Source organism: Citricoccus sp. I39-566 (genome assembly GCF_031432995.1).
Taxonomy (GTDB): Bacteria; Actinomycetota; Actinomycetes; order Actinomycetales; family Micrococcaceae; genus Citricoccus; species Citricoccus nitrophenolicus_A.
Window position 1 is genome coordinate 170,879 of sequence record NZ_CP133842.1, and the last position, 16,091, is coordinate 186,969.

The window sequence follows — 16,091 nt, forward strand, 5'->3', positions numbered from 1 at the left end:
TCCGGGCTGGGGGGCTTGCGCCCTCGCATAGCATGGAGAGGTCGGAGTTCGGGCGGCCGCGCCCAGGCACAGGTCAGGACCGAACCCCAGAACCCCCGTGATGCACCTGAGGAAAGGGAGCTATGCGCCAGGACCCGCAGGCACTGCTGCAGTCTGCGGCGCCGGCGGCCCCGTCCACAGCGACCTGGCACCTGCCCGCCGACACCGAGCCGCAGGAGCGGCTGTGGATGGCCTTCCCGCGTGACTACGCCCAGATGGGCTCCTCCCTGTGGGAGCTTTCGGGGGCCCGCCGGGCGTGGACCCGGGTGGCGCACGCGGTCATGGACTATGAGCCGGTGACCCTTCTGGTGGACCCGGCGGACCGGCAGATCGTGCACACCTACGTGGACCCCATGATCCCGGTGGTGCCGCTGGCGATGGACAATCCCTTCCTCGGCCTGACCGGCCCGAGCTTCACCCTCGGCCCCGTGAACGGGCGGACCGGGCGGCGGCAGCTCGGGATGATCGACTGGGTGTTCAACGGCTTCGGGCGGCGGCCCGGGCTGGACTACCGGCTGGACGACGTGGCCGGGGGGACCGTCGCGGACCTGACCCGGGCCCGGCGCCAGCTCTCCCTGATGGTCAACGAGGGCGGGGCCTTCATCACGGACGGCGAGGGCACACTGATCGCCTCCGAGTCCGTGCTGCTGGACCCGGCCCGCAACGGCGGCTGGACGCGCGCGCACATCGAGGCCGAGTTCACCCGCTACACGGACATCCGCAAGATCATCTGGCTGCCCGGCGGCCTCACCCGCAACGAGGGCCGGTTCGGGCTGGGCGGTCACATCGACCAGCTCGTGGCCTTCGCCTCCCCCTCCGTGGTTCTGCTGCATTGGCAGGAGAACCCCTCTCACCCGGATCACTTCGTCTCCTCCCGGACGCTCGCGATCTTGCAGGAGGAGACCGACGCGAAGGGACGCCCGCTGAACGTGGCCACCGTGACCGCCCCCCTGGCCGGTCAGGACGAGCGCGGCCCCTTGGCCTGGTCCTACGTCAACGTGCTGCCCGTGAACGGCGCCGTGGTGGTCCCGGCCTTCGAGGACCCGCACGACGACGGCGCCCACCAGCTGCTGCAGGCCGCCTTCCCGGGGCGCACGGTGGTGCCCATCCCCGCACAGCGGCTGTACCGGCGCGGCGTCGGCATCCGGCAGGTGGCGCTGCCCCAGCCCTCCCGCCAGGGCTGACGGCCCGCGCCGGCCCGGCCGGCCAGCCTGCGCCCAACCACAGTCTTTCTGCCGAGCCACACTGATCCTGCCGCGGCCGCGACCGTTCCTCGCAGCCATCGTGACAGTTCGCAGTCAAAATGACTGCGATCCATCACGGCGAGTGCGAGGAACTGCGCCGCACAGGACAGGCGTCCCCTGATGGGCACAGCGGACCGGTCTCCGCGCTCCTCCACAACCAGCACGACCACGAGAGCTGTCCACAGGTCACCGACTGGAGCTCCCCATGCCGTCCCATCCCTGCTGGGCTGGATGAATGACCACTCTGGCCGGCACCGCAACGAATCCACCGCGACTGGAGAACCTCCCTCCACGAAGCCTCTCGCCAGCCCGGCATCTCATCGAGTCATCCGTTGCGGAGGGGGTCCGGACCACCACCGCGTGGGGGCTGCCCCTCAGGTACGCCACAGCAGACCCCCTGGCCGAGGACCGCCGGCACGTCCTCCACCGAAGAGCCGCGCGGGGAGAACGGATCCGCATCAGGCCCGGCGTCTTCGTGGACCGCGAGGAGTGGAACTCCTCCTACCCCCGCGAACGGCACCTCGCCTCCGCCCTGGCCACGTCCATCACCGCCCGCGAGCCTCCGCAGTTCTGCCGCGAGACGGCGCTGCTGTTCTACGGACTGCCGCTGGACGAGGTGCCGGAGGAGATCACGCGCCGGGCCCTGAGTTCCGGGGCATCGGGATATCGGAGCACGGCCCAGCCGGAGGCCTCGCTCTGGCCCCTCCTGGCCGAGCGACGCATAGCGGTCCCGGCCGGGTGGACGGCGCTGCCGGGGGTGGTCCGCCAGGACCAGGAACAGCTGATCGACGGGAGGAACACCTGTCTCGTCGAGGATCTGCGGCACTGCCTGGCTGACACCCTGCCAAGGCTGGGCCTGGACAGCGCGGTCATGGTGGCCGATGCCATGCTCAGTGGGTTGCGGAGCACCCACGATGGCGGGCTCTGCGTCCAGGCGCCCCCGTGGTCTCGGGACCAGCTCGCGGCCGTATCCCTGATGTGCCGCAGCCAGAAGGCCGCCCGGAAGTTCACCTGGCTGGCGGAGTTCGCCGACGCGGGCGCCGCGTCCCCCGGGGAATCGCTCAGCCGCCTGCGGATCCACGAACTGGGATTCGAGGCGCCGGTGCTCCAGCACCGGGTGCGCGGAGCCGATGGGAGGTCACTGGGCTTTCTCGATTTCTGGTGGGCCGGGATCCGTGTCGCCGGCGAGTTCGACGGCTGGAAGAAGTACACGGACGCGGACAGCTACTCCGGCGTGGATCGCGATCTCGTGTTCCGCCAGGAGAAGCGCAGGACCGAGCGCATCCAGGAGGAGGGGATCCGCTTCGTGCGGTGGATGTGGGAAGACCTCCGCACCCCGGAACGGCTGGCGACCAAACTGGCGAAGGCTGGCGTGCCCCGATCCGCGGTCCGCTGACGTCGCCTCTGAAACGATTCGGTGCTGTCAGTCCTCGCAGTCTTCGTGACGAGTCTCAGTCAAAATGACTGAGATCTGTCACGGAAGCTGCGAGAACCCGCGTGGGTTCCGGTCCGGCAGTCGGTCCCAGTCGACGGCAGTCGGCGTCAGTCGGCGTCAGTCGGCGTCCGGGGTGAAGAGTTCGCGCACGTCGTCGGCGGTGATGGTGGAGGAGAAGGCGGCGTCCCCGTCCGTCAGCGAGGAGAACAGGGCGGCCTTCTTCTGCTGCAGGGCCAGCACCTTCTCCTCGATCGTGCCCTCGGCCACCATGCGGTAGACCATGACGGTGCGGTCCTGGCCGATGCGGTGGGCACGGTCCACGGCCTGGGCCTCGGTGGCGGGGTTCCACCACGGGTCGAGCAGGAACACGTAGTCGGCCTCGGTCAGGGTCAGCCCGAAGCCACCGGCCTTGAGGCTGATGAGGAACGCCGGGGCGGTGCCCTCCTTGAACTGGGAGATCACCGCCGAGCGGTTCCGCGTGGACCCGTCCAGGTAGGCGAACTCCACGTTCCGGTCCGCCAGGGCGTCCCCCACCCGGGAGAGGAAGGAGGTGAACTGGCTGAAGATGATGACGCGGTGCCCCTCGGAGACGATCTCCTCGAGCTGGCCCATGAGTGCCTCCATCTTGGAGGACGGCACGGCGGCGTACTTCTCGTCCACGATCGCCGGGTCCAGCGCCAGCATCCGCAGCAGCGTCAGCGACTTGAAGATGACGAAGCGGTTCTCCTCCATGTTCTCCAGCAGCCCGAGCACCTTGCGCCGCTCGCGTTGGAGCACCTGGTCGTAGAGCCGCCGGTGCTTCGGTACGAGCTCCACGTGGCTGACCTGTTCCTGCTTCGGCGGCAGGTCCGAGGCCACCAGGTCCTTGGTCCGCCGCAGCATGAACGGCCGGATCCGGCGCCGCAGCCGGGCCATCCGCTGCTCGGCCCGCCGCGCGCCGTCCTCGGAGGAGTCCGGGGACTCGATCGGCTTGGTGTACTCGGCACGGAAGACGGTCGGGGACGGGAACAGCCCCGAGGCGGTCAGGGAGATCAGCGCCCACAGGTCGGACAGCGAGTTCTCCATGGGTGTGCCCGTGATCGCCAGCCGGAACGGTGCTCGGATGCCCTTGGCCGCCTGGTGCGCCTTCGCGGCCCGGTTCTTCACGAACTGCGCCTCGTCCAGCACCAGTCCGTCCCACTCCAGCTCCGTGAACTGCTCCGAGTCCAGGCGCAGCAGGGTGTAGCTCGTGACCACGACGTCGGCCCCGGCCACTTCCGCGGCCACTCGCGTCCCGCGCTTGGCCGAGGTCGAGTCCAGCACGCGCAGGTCCAGCCCCGGCGCGAAACGCTCGGCCTCCTCCCTCCAGACGGAGAGGACCGACGACGGCGCCACCACCAGGAAGGGCGGCGCCACCAGGGGTGCCGGCTCGGGTTCGCCGTGGATCTGCGCATACTGGGCGGCCATGGCCTCGTGGATGTGCTCGGCGGTGCCGGGCGCGCTCAGGTCCCGGGCGCGGAGGATCAGGGCCAGGGTCTGGAGGGTCTTGCCCAGGCCCATGTCGTCGGCCAGGATCCCGCCGAGGCCGTGGTCGTAGAGGAAGGACAGCCAGGCGAAGCCCTCCAGCTGATACGGACGCAAGGTGGCGTCCAGGCCGACCGGCACGGCCGGCGTCGTGATCTCGGAGAGGTTCTTGAGGGCCCCCACGGACTCGCGCCAGGCCACCGCCTCCACCGATTCGTGGGCGAGGTCCTCGAACTCCTCCCACAGGGCCACGTCATACTTGTTGATCCGCGGGGCGTCCGGCTTCCACTCCCCCATGGCCTCGGCCTCGGCGATGAGCTCGCGCAGGCGGTTCAGCCCCGGGTTGTCGAGGGAGAAGTAGGTGCCGTCGTTGAGCAGCAGGGTCTTCTTGCCCTCCGCCAGGGCCTTGAACACGGACGTGAAGGGGATGAGCTGGCCGTTCACGGTGATCTCGAAGCCGAGGTCGAACCAGTCGTTGTCCTGGGGGTTGGCGGCCTGGACCTGGGTGACGCGGACCTGGGGATCGTCCGTCAGCTCCCGGTAGTCCGGCGGCGTGCCGTGCTCCACGACCTTGACGTGGTCCAGCTTCTGCAGCTCCGGCAGCACGTACTCCACGAAGCGGGCGGTGTCCGCCCCGTGCAGGTGCGTGTTGCGGATGTAGCCGGGCAGCACGGCCACCCCGTCCGTGGCCTCCTCCGTCGTGACGCGGACCGCTTCCAGCACCGCGTCCTCGTGCTCGACGTCCCGGTCCACGTCCACCCCCCGGGCGCGGCCGGTGTACCCGGTGGGGGACCAGCCGCCCCGGGTGTGGGGGCGGCGGTGCTCCACGGGCAGCTCCCGCCTGGGGCCCCAGTACAGCCAGGACCACTCCAGGGCGGTCTCGTGGTGGCGGCGGTGGTCCACGGAGAGTTGCAGCTGGGGCGCCGGCACCTCGGGGAACTGCACCGTGCCGTCCGCGCTGTCCACGGGCAGGATGCGGGACAGCCGGGGGTAGACGTCGTAGAAGAACTCCTCGGACTCCGCCTTCGGGATCCGCAGGGGCTCGGGCTGTCCGAGCAGGTCCAGCACGGCACGGGGGACGGTCTCGGCGGCCGGGACGAGCGTCAGCCGCACGGGGGCGAGGTGGCGCGGGGCGTCGTCGAGCACCTCCGTGGCCACGAATCCGCCCGAGCCGGCCGCCCGAGCCCCGGGGACCACCTGGCCGCCGGACTCCACCACCGGCGTGACGGCGAGGTCTGCCTCCGGGCCGCTGACGTCCAGGCGGACGGTGGCCGGCTCAGCGAGCACCACCTCGCTGACGACCCCCTGGCCCACGAACTCGACGCCCGCCTGCTGCGCGCGGGCCAGCAGCTGCCAGGCGGCCGGGCCCGTGAGGGTGTCCAGCCGGATCGTCTCGTCGGTGCCGTAGCCGTGGGAGGGTGGCCGCTCGGCCAGGTGGAGGCGGTAGAGCTGCCCGAGCAGTTCCACCTGCTCCTCCCGCAGCTGGTGGCGCAGTCCCCCGTACTGGAACTTCTTCCAGGTCAACCCGCCCTTGATCCAGTTGTTCCGGGTGCCGAGCCGCATCGGCCGCAACTGCACGTGTAGCGCGGCCCCCTCCCGGACGTCCGCCACGGAGGCCTCACCGGCGCCCCACCGGCGGCGCATCTGGCTGCGGGGCTCGGCCAACAGCTCCACGCCGATCCCCACCGACTCCTCCGCGTACGGCTCATCCTGGTGGCCGGTGAGTTCGCCGAGCACCGCGCGCCAGTCCGCCGTCCGCTGGCCTGGGCCCGCGCCCGGGCCTCCGGAGGAGGACCTCAGGGCACCCTCCGTGAAGCGCTCCACCTCGCCCCAGCCCTGCGGGGCGGGGGCGGCCTCCTGGCCGAACATCCCGCCCGGCGCGGACATCCCGCCCGGCACCGCCCCCGGCCCGCGCAGGTGCTCGCGGATGGCCTGCGTGGTGGCGGCGTAGAGCAGCGCGGCGGCGTGCTTGCAGTTGACGCGGACCGGGCAGCTGCAGCCGCCCCGCAACGGGGTCCAGTGCCGGGGCAGGGTCTGGGAGGGCGCCTTGCCGGGTACCAGCAGGACGAAGGTCTCGTAGGGCAGCGGGTCGTTGCCCTGCACCTGCCCGAACAGGGTGGCAGGGGACCGCTCGGTGGCGGCCGCCCCGTCGGTGGGCTCCCAGACGAAGTCCGAGACGGCTCCCTGCCGCGCGTACTTCTTGCCGCGTTCGGCCGCCCGGGAATCGACCAGCCGGGAGATGTCCTGGTCGGTGACGTAGGGCAGGGAGGGAGAACCGCGCATCCGACTATCGTTTCACGCCCCACGGACACCCTGCCCACTGTCCACAGGATGGGGGCCGGGCGGAGCGGACGGCGCTCTCGCACCGCCCGGTCCGCATGAACTCCTAGACCTCGCCTGATTCCCGACGACGGCCGGCCGGCTCGGCCTCCACGGTCCCGGTGGCCTCGGCGGGCCCGGACGCCTCCCTGGCCCCGTCGGCCCCGTCGGCCGTGTCCGCCGCCGTCTCCGCCCTGGCCTGCTGCAGCCGCGCCTCCATGCCCTTGAGGTCCGAGGCGATGAAGGAGTTGATCCAGCGGGACTGGGGGTCGGCGTCGATCATGATGGCCTTCAGCAGGAGCGTGGCCGGCAGGGCCAGGATCGCGCCGAGCGGGCCGAGGATCCACGCCCAGAACAGCAGGGACAGGAAGGAGACCGTGGGGATCACGCCCACGGACTCGCCGGTGAACTTGGGCTGGATGATCGCCTGGATCACGAAGTTCAGCACCGAGTAGGCGGCCACGACCGCGAAGAACGCCCCCCAGCCGCCCTCCACCAGGCCGAGCAGGGCGGGCGGGACCATGCCGATGATGAAGCCGACGTTGGGGATGTAGTTCGTCAGGAAGCTCAGCACGCCCCACACCCAGATCATGGGCACGCCGATGATCGCGAGTGCGGCCACGTCCAGCACCGCAACGATGAGGCCGAAGATGGTGGTGACGATCCAGTAGCGGCGCACCCCGGAGGCGAAGGCGCCCAAGGCGGTGCCGAGCTCGTACTTGGCGGTGTTCAGCAGGGCCATCCGGCGGTCCACGGCCACGGAGTCCATGGCCAGGAAGAACACGGCCATCACCACGGTGGCGAGCAGGCCCAGGATCGCGGTGACGTTGGAGAGCAGGGCGGTGACGATCCCGGTGGCGGTGGACACCACGGTGGACATGTTCAGCCCGGAGAGCTGCTCCATCATCATGTCCGGGGTGACGCCGAAGCTGCCCACCCACGTGATCATGCTGTTGTAGATCTCGTTGAATTGCTGCCCGTACTGGGGCAGGGCCATCACCAGCTCGGAGGCGGACCACAGGATCAGGGCCATGAACACCAGCAGCACCACCACCACCACGGCCACCGTGACCGTGGCGCCGAGGAACCGGTGCACGCCCTGCCGGATCAGCCAGGCCTGCAGCGGATAGGCGATGATCACCAGGTTCAGGCCGAGGAACACCGGCCCCACGATGGCCTGCAGGCCCTGCACGAACTGCAGCGCGATCACCAGGCCCGCCAGGCTCAGCACGATCACCAGGAACCGCGGCCAGATGCGGTGGGTGGTCGGATCAGGGGTCCTGCCGGGGCTTCGACCCTCGGCTGCTGCAGTGTCCACGTCCGAGAGTCTACGGCGGGCCATGGACGCCGTACCCTCCGGGACCACCCTGATTCGCCCCGGAGGCGGCTACTCTCGGAGCATGATCCGCCATGAGACGATCCAGGACTACGTTGAACGGCTGGCCTCCGGGAAGCCCACCCCCGGCGGCGGCGCGACCGGTGCCCTGCTGCTGGCCCAGGGCTCCGGGCTGCTGGCCATGGCCGCCCGGTTCAGCGACCACGAGGACCTCGCCCGCCGGGCCGCCACCCTGACCACCCACGCCCTCTCCGTGTCCGACGACGACGAGCGGGCCTTCGCCGAAGTGGCCGAGGCCTTCGGCCTGCCCCAGGACACGGACGCGCGGGAACGGGAACGGTCCGAGCGCATCCAGGAGCAGACGGCGGCGGCCGCCGGCCCCCCGCGGGCGCTGGTCGCCGCCAGCCGCGAGGCCCTGGACCTCGCCGAGCGGGTGCTCGAGGACTGCAACTCGACCGTGCTCAGTGATGTGGGGGCCGGCACCTCCGCCGTGCGCGGCACGCTGATGGCGGCCGCGCTCACCCTCGAGACCGACCTGGCGCCCCTGAAGGATGACCAGGCCCGGACCCGCATCCGCCGGGACATCGAGGACGCCGAGGCCCTGATCCAGCGCGCGGACGGGATCGTCAACCGGGTCCGGGAGCGCATCCAGCAGTAGGCGCCGCACCGTCACCGCAGTCCCGGTCCGCCGCCCAGTGCTCCGGCCCGCAGCACCCGCTGGACGCTCGGGTCCGTGGGGCGCAGGTCGCGCCCGGCCGTCAGCGGTGTCCTGACCCACGGAGGTGACGGGACCGGCCGAGGCGCGTGGCCGGCGTCGGGCCCGGTGGTCCCGGCGCCCCGGGCCGGGATGGCGAGCATGGCGTAGAGCACGGCGAGGCCGAGCACCGCGGCGGCGCCGAGGAAGACCACGGGCAGGCCGAGCCGCTCGCCCACGAACCCGCCGGCCAGCGCGCCCAGGGGCATGAGGCCGAAGGCCAGTGTGCTGGTCGCCCCGTTGACACGGCCCAGCAGGTGGTTGGGCGTGAGCTGCTGCATCAGGGTCATGGCCAGCACGTTGCCCGTCATGTTGCAGAAGCCGCTGAGGAACCACGCGGCCAGCAGCACGTCCAGCCGCGGCCACAGCACGGGCAGCACCAGCAACGGGACCTGCGCCATCCACCCGGTCAGCATGAGCGGCACCTCGGGCAGACGGTTCTTCAGGGGCTCGATCACCACGGTGGCGAGGATGGCCCCGGCCGCCATCACCACCATGGTCAGCGGATACTGGTCCGTGGTGAGTCCCACCGCCGAGCCGGAGCCCACCACCCACAGGATGAACACGGACAGGTAGGCCGCCATCGCCAGGTTCGCGGCGGAGGCCATGATCGCCACCGGCCGCAGCACCCGATGGCCCACCAGGAACCCCAGCCCCTGGCGCACCTCGCGCCACGCTCCGGCAGGCTCCGCGGGCACGACGCCGGCCGGGGCCTTCGCGCTCTCGGGCTGCGTGCCGCTGGGTTGGGCTTCCGTGCCGCTGGGCTCGGTCCCCTGGCCCGACTCGGTGCTCCCCTCCGGTCCGGCCGCGGCGCCGGGCAGGGCGTCCCCGGGGCGGAACCGCCCGGTCAGCCCGAGGGCCAGCAGCAGCACCACGGTGACGCCCACGGCGGCCGCGGCGCCGAACAGCCAGCCGGCACCGGCCACCACGAGCAGTCCGCCCAGGGGCCGGCCGATGAAGTCGTCGAACACGCGTTCGGCCGCCATGGTGCGTCCGTTCGCGGCCGCGAGTCGGGAGGAGGGGACGAGCTGGGGCACGATCGCGCGGGCGGAGAGGTCCACGAGCACCTGGGTGAGCCCGTACAGGCCCATGGCGACGACCAGCAGGGCCAGGGACAGGTACCCGGTGGCGGCGAGCACCGCCACCGCGCCGAGCAGCACCACCCGCCCGGCCGTGGCGGCCAGCCGCACGGTCCGTCGGTCCAGGCGGTCCACGAGGACCCCGGAGGCGAGCCCGAACAGCAGCCACGGCAGCCAGAAGAGGGTGGAGAGCCAGGCGATCTCCTGCGGGGACCGGGTCAGGGACACGGCCAGGAGCGGAACGCCCACCAGCACCATGCCGTCCACGAGGTTGGACAGGGCCACGGAGGACAGGTGCATGTGGAAGGGCCGGCCGAGCCGTTCCTGGGGAGGCGCCGGGGAAGGCACCGGGGAAGGTTCCGGGGCCGACGCCGGAGGAGGCGCCGGGAGCGGGCCGGCGGAGTGCGGGGTCGTCTCGGGGGTGGTGCGCAACATGGTCGCCGCCTTCGTAGACTGTTGCCAAGAGGTGTATGCAGAGATTTCTCTGCATTAATGTCTATGCAAAGGTATCTCTGCACATGGCCGATGACAAGACCCCGGCGCCCGACGCCGCCGAGCCGACCACCCCTGCGACCACCCCGCTGCGCGCCGAGCGGTCCATGGACGTCCAGACGATGAAGGCCTTCGCCCACCCCCTGCGGATGGCGATGTACTCTCGCCTGACGGACGTGGGTTCGGCCACCGCCACGGCCTTGGCCCAGCACCTGCAGGAGAGCACGGGCCAGACGAGCTACCACCTGCGCCAGCTCGAGAAGCTCGGGCTCGTGGAGGAGGACACCAGCCGCGGCTCCGGGCGGGAGCGCTGGTGGAAGCCACTCGGCTACCGGATGCACGTGGAGGAACTCGGCCAGGACGCGGCGAACCTGAGGGTCATGACCTCGGTGCTGCACGAGGGGCTGCGTCGCCGCATGGAGGCCATCAGCGCCTATCTGGACGTCGCTCCCCGCGAACCGCGAGAGTGGGTGGACGCCTCCGTGGACACCACCACCACCATGACCATGACCCTCGAGCAGACGAGGGCTCTGAGCGAGGAGCTCATGGAGGTCATCGCCCGGCACCGGGAGGCGCTCGGGTCCTCGGGCAATGCGCCGGCCGAGGAGGCCGAGTCCCGCCGGGTGCGGCTCTACCTCAGCCTGTTCCCGCTGGTGGAGGGCGAGGACGCCGCCACTCCCTGACAACCCCTCCACTTTGAGGGCAATCCCCACGCGTGGGGATTGCCCTCAAAGCGGGAGTGGGGGGTGCCGGCTAGCGGCGGCGGAGCAGCATGTGGTCGAGGCTGAACCGGCCGGGCCCGACGACGGCCAACACCAGGGCGCCCACGCCCAGTCCCGCGGCCACCTCCCAGCCGCCATCGGCGGCGAAGATCCCGTTGCCCAGGTGCGCGAACGCGATGGCACCCGCGAGGATCACGGCGGACAGCAGGCCCGCGATCGGGGTCAGCAGGCCCAGGATCAGCAGGGCACCGCCGCCGATCTCCACGGCCATGGTGAGCACCGCGGCGGCCTCCGGCAGCGGGATGCCCATGGTGCCGAAGCCCTCGGCCGTGGCGGACACCCCCTGGAACACCTTCTGCAGTCCATGGGCCATGAGGATGACCCCGATGACCCCGCGGGCCACGAGCAGCACCGCGTCCCGCGCCAGCTGGGGCATGGGGATCACGGTCCGTTCGGCGTCGGGCGCCTCGGCCGCGGACGCTGGCTCCGCGGCATCGCCGTCCGCCTCCTGCCCCGGGGCGGCCATGGACGCGGCCCCGGCCGCGCGGCGGCGCAGCGGTCCGCCGCCGGCCTCTGCCCACTCCACCCCTCGGGGCTCGGCGTGGTCACCCCGGGCGGCGAGCGCCTCGGCGGCGCGCTCCTCGGGCGACTTCACCTCGGGCGTGCGGGTCTCGGGCGTGCGGGTCTCCGTGGTTCGGGCGTAGCTGGGCATGCTTCCGACCGTCCCGCGCACGGCGCCTCGCGGTCAACCTGACGCGCGCCGCGGGAGAGGATGCACAGAGGACTGCCAGCCCGCGCCAAGGCGACCACCCCTTACCCTCGAGACATGGCCACCCTGCACTGGAGCACCCGCCCCGAACGACCGGACGACGCCGAGGCCGTCCGGCACGTGAACCTCTCGGCCTTCGGCCGGGCCGACGAAGCCGACCTGGTGGACCGGCTGCGCAAGGATCCGGCCTGGGAGAACCTGTCCCTCGTGGCCGTGGACGGCGCCGACCGGCCGGTGGCCCACGCCCTGCTCACGCGATGCCACATCGGCGACGCCCCCGCCCTGGCCCTTGCGCCCTGCGCCGTGGTGCCGGAGCACCAGCGAACCGGCGCCGGCTCCGCCGCCATCCGCGCCGCGCTCGAGGCGGCCCGGGAACGCGGGGAGCGGACCGTCGTCGTCCTGGGGCACCCGGAGTACTACCCGAGGTTCGGCTTCGAGCGTGCCGCGCATTCCGGGGTTCGCGTGGAGTTCGAGGTCCCGGACGAGGCCCTGATGGTGCTGGGACTGCGCCGGGACGGGCCGATCCCCACCGGGACGGTGCACTACGCGCGGGCCTTCGGCCTGTAGTCCGGCAGCCTGCAGCCCAGCTGTCCGTACGAGGTTCGGGCGGAGCCCCGGCCCGGCTCGGGCGGAGTGCAGACGGAGTACAGGCGGAGCTCAGGCCGAGAGGTCCTGCCAGGCCGACAGTCCGAGCGAGCCCAGGGCGCTGGACGCCTGCAGGGGCGTCAGAGCCGTGCCGTCCGCGGCATCGTCGGAGTCGGGGCCGGCCGGGGGCTCGGCCGGGAGGAAGGCGGCCACCACGGCGCCGGGCAGCACGAGGACGGAGGCCCAGCCGCGTGGGCTGCCGGCACCGACGTCATCGCCGGAACCGTCGGCGCCCGTTGGCCGTCCTCCGCCGGCGACCGTCTGATGGGGCACGGTGCGCGGCCCGAAGCCCGGCAGCCCGCTGGCGAGCCCGGCCGGCTCGAACGCCGCGCCCATCCACCGGAGCGCCGGCCCGGGCAGGTCGGACAGCAGGGTGCAGAGGTCGGCCGGGGTGGTCCACCCGGTCAGGCCCTCGCCCCAACTGGTGCCGTCCGCCGTCTCCGGGCCCGTGATCTCGGTGTCCTGAAGGCCGCGCTCGGCCACGAGGTCCCGCGCCTCGGCCGCCACGTCGATCCCCCGGTCGTCGAGGAGCTCCAGCACGGCGAGCACGCCCATCGCCTCCCCGGTGCCGACGATCAGGGCCATCGCGTCCTCCACGGTCAGGCTCAGCTCGCCGCTCATCAGCCGGAGGGTGCCCGCCCGTGCCCCGGCCCGGTGCCGGTCGGTCAGCGTGAGGCGTTGCCCGAGCAGTTCCGCGTCCCGCCCAGCCAGGCGGGCCACCGCGCAGGCCAGCACCAGCTTCCCGGTACCGGACAGCGGGTGCCGGGCGCCGGCGTCGTGGGCCAGTTCCCTCCCGTCCGCGAACCGGACGGCGAAGCACAACCCGGTACACGCCACCGGGAAAACCTCCAGCGGCACGGCGCGGACGGTGGACAACGTACCGCCGGGGACCCCATGACTCTCCATCAACCCAGACTACGAGGCAGGCTCCTCCTGCGGCAGATCACTCATAGACCGATGCCGAGTCTCCGGCATCGACCAGAGCACCACGCCAGCCAGCACCGTGACGGCAAGGATGTACCACGCCGGGGCGATCTCGTTGCCCGTCCAGGCGATCAGTCCTGTGGCCAGCAGCGGGGCCGTGCCGCCGAAGATGGTGAACGCCATGTTGTAGCTGATCGAGGCCCCTGTATAGCGGACTCGAGCCGGGAACATCTCCACGTAGGCGGGGCCGGCCGGTCCGAACACCGCACCTAGGGCCAAGCCGAGTAGTGCCTGAGCCGTGATGGCGGCCGCCATGGTCCCATCGCCGACGAGCAGGTAGGCGGGTACAGTCACTATCGCGCTGAAGACGATCGCGGCCAGCAGCGTCCGGCGACGTCCGACGCGATCCGAGATCGCGGCCACGACCGGCACCGTGAAGAACGTGACCAACAGGGCGACGCTGTTGGAGATTAATGCAACGTGGTTGGATAGGCCGATAGTCACCGTCATGTATGAGTAGAAGTATCCGGTCAACGAGTAGTAGCCGAGGCTGGCCACGGCGGCCATGGAGAACACGAACAGCATGGACCGCCAGTGCTCGATAAACACCGTGCGAATCGGGGCGGACTCCACCTGGCGGGTCTCGCGCATCTCCACAAAGGCCGGCGACTCGTCCACCTTGGTGCGGATATATAGTCCGACCGCTGCCAACGGCGCACCAAGGAGGAAGGGGATCCGCCAACCCCACTCCTCATAAGTCTCCCCGGGCATGATCGCGGTGAGTGCCAACACCAGCAGGGCCGCGATCACCGGAGGGAGGTTCGATGCCGTGTAGACGATACCCACGTTCCGACCACGCGAGGCAACGGGAGAATGCTCCGCTACGAAGGAATTGGAGCCGATCGTCTCACCCGCCGCTGACAGCCCCTGGAGCATACGCAGCACGACCAGGAGGATCGGCGCAGCGACGCCGATCACCGCGTATGTCGGCAACAGGCCAATCAAGGTAGTGGCCACTCCCATCAGCAGGATGACGCATGCCAGTACCTTCTTCCGACCAAATCGGTCACCGAGGCCTCCCAACAGGAAGGCCCCGACGGGCCTGGCGATAAAGCCGACTGCGTACACGGCAAAAGTGGACAACAACGCTGCGGTAGCGTCGAATTCAGGGAAGAACTGGCGGGCAATCACCGGCGCGGCGTAGGCGTAGACGGCGAAGTCGAACCATTCGACGAAGTGGCCAATGGCGGAAGCGGACATCACCTTGCGGATGCCGCGCACATCGTCCCCGGTACGTGCCGGGGCAACAGTGGTTTCCATGGTTTCGGCGAGTTTCCAATCCGTGGGTCGTGGTTAGCGTGTGCGGCCGTTGACCGTCTGGGGGATGTCGAGCGGGTTCTCGTCACGCAAAGCCTCGGGCAATTGAGCTTGCGGGAAGCCCTGGTAGGCCACGGGCCGCAGCCAGCGTTCGATCGCGGCGGTGCCCACGGAGGTGAAGCCGACTGCGGTGGTGGCCGGGTAGGGACCGCCATGCTGCTGGGCATAGGTGACGGAGACGCCGGTGGGCCACTGGCCCCACAGCACGCGGCCAGCCTTTCGGGCCAGGACAGTCACCAGGTCACGGACGTCCTCGTCCTCGGCGGCGAACACGGTAGCGGTGAGCTGGCCTTCAAAGGACTCGGCCACTTCCACCAGCTGGGACTCGTCGGAGTACTCCACCACCAGGGCCGTCGGGCCGAAGCACTCGCGCTGCAGCGCGTCCGGGTCCGCGAGCATGTCCTCCGCGGTGGTGCGCAGCAGGGTGGGGCTTGGCGGATCGGCTAGCGGGTCGTCACCCTGGGCGAGGACGTCGATGGCAGGGTGGCCGGACAGCTGTTCCAGCACGTACGTGTAACCCTCTTGAATCCGCTCGTTCAGCAGTGTGGCCGGCTCGGCGAGCGCGGCCCCGCGCAACCGGTCCACGAGACCGGATCCGGCCGGCACGACCAGGGTGCCCGGCTTGGTGCAGAACTGCCCGGCGCCCATGGTGGCGGAGGAGAGAAACCCCTCGGCGATCTCATTGGTGCGGGATGCGGCGGCCCCGGCCGTCACAAACACGGGGTTGTTGCTGCCGAGCTCACCGTAGAACGGGATGGGATCGGGGCGGGAGGTGGCCAGGTCGAACAGGGCGCGGCCGCCCGGGATGGAACCGGTGAAGCCGCCGGCTTTGACCCGGGAGTCCTTCAACGCGGTGGTGCCGGCCTCACGGCCATAGATCACGGCGAACAGACCGTCCGGGGCGCCGGCGGCACGCAGGGACTCGGTGAGGATCTGGCCGGTGCGGTGTGAGAGTCCGGCGTGGCCGGGGTGGGCTTTGAGCAGCACAGCGTTGCCGGCGGCGAGCGCAGAGGCGGTGTCCCCGCCGGCCACGGAGAAGGCGAAGGGGAAGTTGCTGGCCGCGAAGACCACCACCGGCCCCAGGGCCTCCTTCCACCGGCGCAGGTCCGGGCGCGGGACTCCCATCGGCCAGTCGGCGTCGGCCGGGTCGATCCGCACGTCCAGGTAGTGGCCGTCCCGCAGCACGTCACCGAACAGGCGAAGTTGGAACGTGGTGCGCTTCAGCTCCCCGCGCAAGCGCCCTTCGGCCAGGTGGGTCTCGGACATGGCCAGGGGGACGAGCTCGTCGGCGGCGCCGTCCAGGGCCTGCGCGACGACGTCCAGCACCTCGGCGCGGCGGACCGGGGTGGCCGCGGCCCATGCCCGGGAGGCCGGTTCGGCGGCGGCCAGCAGGGTTTCGAGGTGCTCAGGGGTGGTGGCTTCGGTGGCGGACATCTGGTCCATGGTCATGGAT

General features: G+C 71.2%; 12 protein-coding genes. 5 read left to right on the top strand and 7 right to left on the bottom strand.

Features of this window, described 5'->3' with window-relative positions:
- The first annotated feature begins 122 nt into the window (after positions 1-122).
- Positions 123-1,223: an agmatine deiminase family protein gene (locus RE421_RS00805; protein ID WP_309812749.1), complete on the top strand. Its 1,101-nt coding sequence runs from the start codon at positions 123-125 to the stop codon at positions 1,221-1,223.
- A gap of 295 nt (positions 1,224-1,518) precedes the next feature.
- Positions 1,519-2,679: a hypothetical protein gene (locus RE421_RS00810; protein ID WP_309812752.1), complete on the top strand. Its 1,161-nt coding sequence runs from the start codon at positions 1,519-1,521 to the stop codon at positions 2,677-2,679.
- A gap of 156 nt (positions 2,680-2,835) precedes the next feature.
- Here RE421_RS00810 and RE421_RS00815 read toward each other — a convergent pair whose 3' ends face one another.
- Complete coding sequence (locus RE421_RS00815; RefSeq protein ID WP_309812755.1) at positions 2,836-6,504, bottom strand: SNF2-related protein; 3,669 nt, start codon at positions 6,502-6,504, stop codon at positions 2,836-2,838.
- A gap of 103 nt (positions 6,505-6,607) precedes the next feature.
- Positions 6,608-7,858, bottom strand: a complete 1,251-nt coding sequence (locus RE421_RS00820; RefSeq protein ID WP_309812758.1) for an AI-2E family transporter — start codon at positions 7,856-7,858, stop codon at positions 6,608-6,610.
- Between the two features lie 82 nt (positions 7,859-7,940).
- On the opposite strand from RE421_RS00820, the gene RE421_RS00825 reads away from it, so the two are divergent.
- The gene (locus RE421_RS00825; RefSeq protein WP_309812761.1) at positions 7,941-8,534 is read left to right on the top strand and encodes a cyclodeaminase/cyclohydrolase family protein; all 594 of its coding nucleotides are present in this window, start codon (positions 7,941-7,943) and stop codon (positions 8,532-8,534) included.
- A gap of 11 nt (positions 8,535-8,545) precedes the next feature.
- On the opposite strand, the gene RE421_RS00830 is transcribed toward RE421_RS00825, so the two are convergent.
- Complete coding sequence (locus tag RE421_RS00830) at positions 8,546-10,144, bottom strand: MFS transporter (RefSeq protein ID WP_309812765.1); 1,599 nt, start codon at positions 10,142-10,144, stop codon at positions 8,546-8,548.
- Between the two features lie 83 nt (positions 10,145-10,227).
- Between RE421_RS00830 and RE421_RS00835 the strand changes: the two genes are divergently transcribed.
- Positions 10,228-10,884: a helix-turn-helix domain-containing protein gene (locus RE421_RS00835; protein WP_309812767.1), complete on the top strand. Its 657-nt coding sequence runs from the start codon at positions 10,228-10,230 to the stop codon at positions 10,882-10,884.
- A gap of 70 nt (positions 10,885-10,954) precedes the next feature.
- Here RE421_RS00835 and RE421_RS00840 read toward each other — a convergent pair whose 3' ends face one another.
- A complete protein-coding gene (locus RE421_RS00840) occupies positions 10,955-11,635 on the bottom strand; it encodes a DoxX family protein (protein ID WP_309812770.1) in 681 nt (226 codons plus the stop codon).
- Between the two features lie 114 nt (positions 11,636-11,749).
- On the opposite strand from RE421_RS00840, the gene RE421_RS00845 reads away from it, so the two are divergent.
- Positions 11,750-12,259 carry an N-acetyltransferase gene (locus RE421_RS00845; RefSeq protein WP_309812773.1) on the top strand — a complete coding sequence of 170 codons (510 nt, stop codon included), beginning with the start codon at positions 11,750-11,752 and terminating at the stop codon, positions 12,257-12,259.
- A gap of 90 nt (positions 12,260-12,349) precedes the next feature.
- On the opposite strand, the gene RE421_RS00850 is transcribed toward RE421_RS00845, so the two are convergent.
- From RE421_RS00850 to RE421_RS00860, 3 genes are read right to left on the bottom strand one after another with little or no spacing between them, the layout of a single operon-like run.
- A complete protein-coding gene (locus RE421_RS00850) occupies positions 12,350-13,243 on the bottom strand; it encodes a serine hydrolase (protein WP_309812777.1) in 894 nt (297 codons plus the stop codon).
- Between the two features lie 9 nt (positions 13,244-13,252).
- A complete protein-coding gene (locus RE421_RS00855; protein ID WP_309812781.1) occupies positions 13,253-14,581 on the bottom strand; it encodes an MFS transporter in 1,329 nt (442 codons plus the stop codon).
- A gap of 33 nt (positions 14,582-14,614) precedes the next feature.
- On the bottom strand, positions 14,615-16,087 hold the full coding sequence (locus tag RE421_RS00860; RefSeq protein WP_309812783.1) for an aldehyde dehydrogenase (NADP(+)): 1,473 nt from the start codon (positions 16,085-16,087) through the stop codon (positions 14,615-14,617).
- Positions 16,088-16,091: the final 4 nt, after the last annotated feature.

Coding starts and splice junctions, on each gene's coding strand:
- RE421_RS00805 (WP_309812749.1), top strand. CDS start 123: ATGCGCCAGGACCCGCAGGCACTGCTGCAGTCTGCGGCGCCGGCGGCC.
- RE421_RS00810 (WP_309812752.1), top strand. CDS start 1,519: ATGACCACTCTGGCCGGCACCGCAACGAATCCACCGCGACTGGAGAAC.
- RE421_RS00815 (WP_309812755.1), bottom strand. CDS start 6,504: ATGCGCGGTTCTCCCTCCCTGCCCTACGTCACCGACCAGGACATCTCC.
- RE421_RS00825 (WP_309812761.1), top strand. CDS start 7,941: ATGATCCGCCATGAGACGATCCAGGACTACGTTGAACGGCTGGCCTCC.
- RE421_RS00830 (WP_309812765.1), bottom strand. CDS start 10,144: ATGTTGCGCACCACCCCCGAGACGACCCCGCACTCCGCCGGCCCGCTC.
- RE421_RS00835 (WP_309812767.1), top strand. CDS start 10,228: ATGGCCGATGACAAGACCCCGGCGCCCGACGCCGCCGAGCCGACCACC.
- RE421_RS00840 (WP_309812770.1), bottom strand. CDS start 11,635: ATGCCCAGCTACGCCCGAACCACGGAGACCCGCACGCCCGAGACCCGC.
- RE421_RS00845 (WP_309812773.1), top strand. CDS start 11,750: ATGGCCACCCTGCACTGGAGCACCCGCCCCGAACGACCGGACGACGCC.
- RE421_RS00850 (WP_309812777.1), bottom strand. CDS start 13,243: ATGGAGAGTCATGGGGTCCCCGGCGGTACGTTGTCCACCGTCCGCGCC.
- RE421_RS00855 (WP_309812781.1), bottom strand. CDS start 14,581: ATGGAAACCACTGTTGCCCCGGCACGTACCGGGGACGATGTGCGCGGC.
- RE421_RS00860 (WP_309812783.1), bottom strand. CDS start 16,087: ATGACCATGGACCAGATGTCCGCCACCGAAGCCACCACCCCTGAGCAC.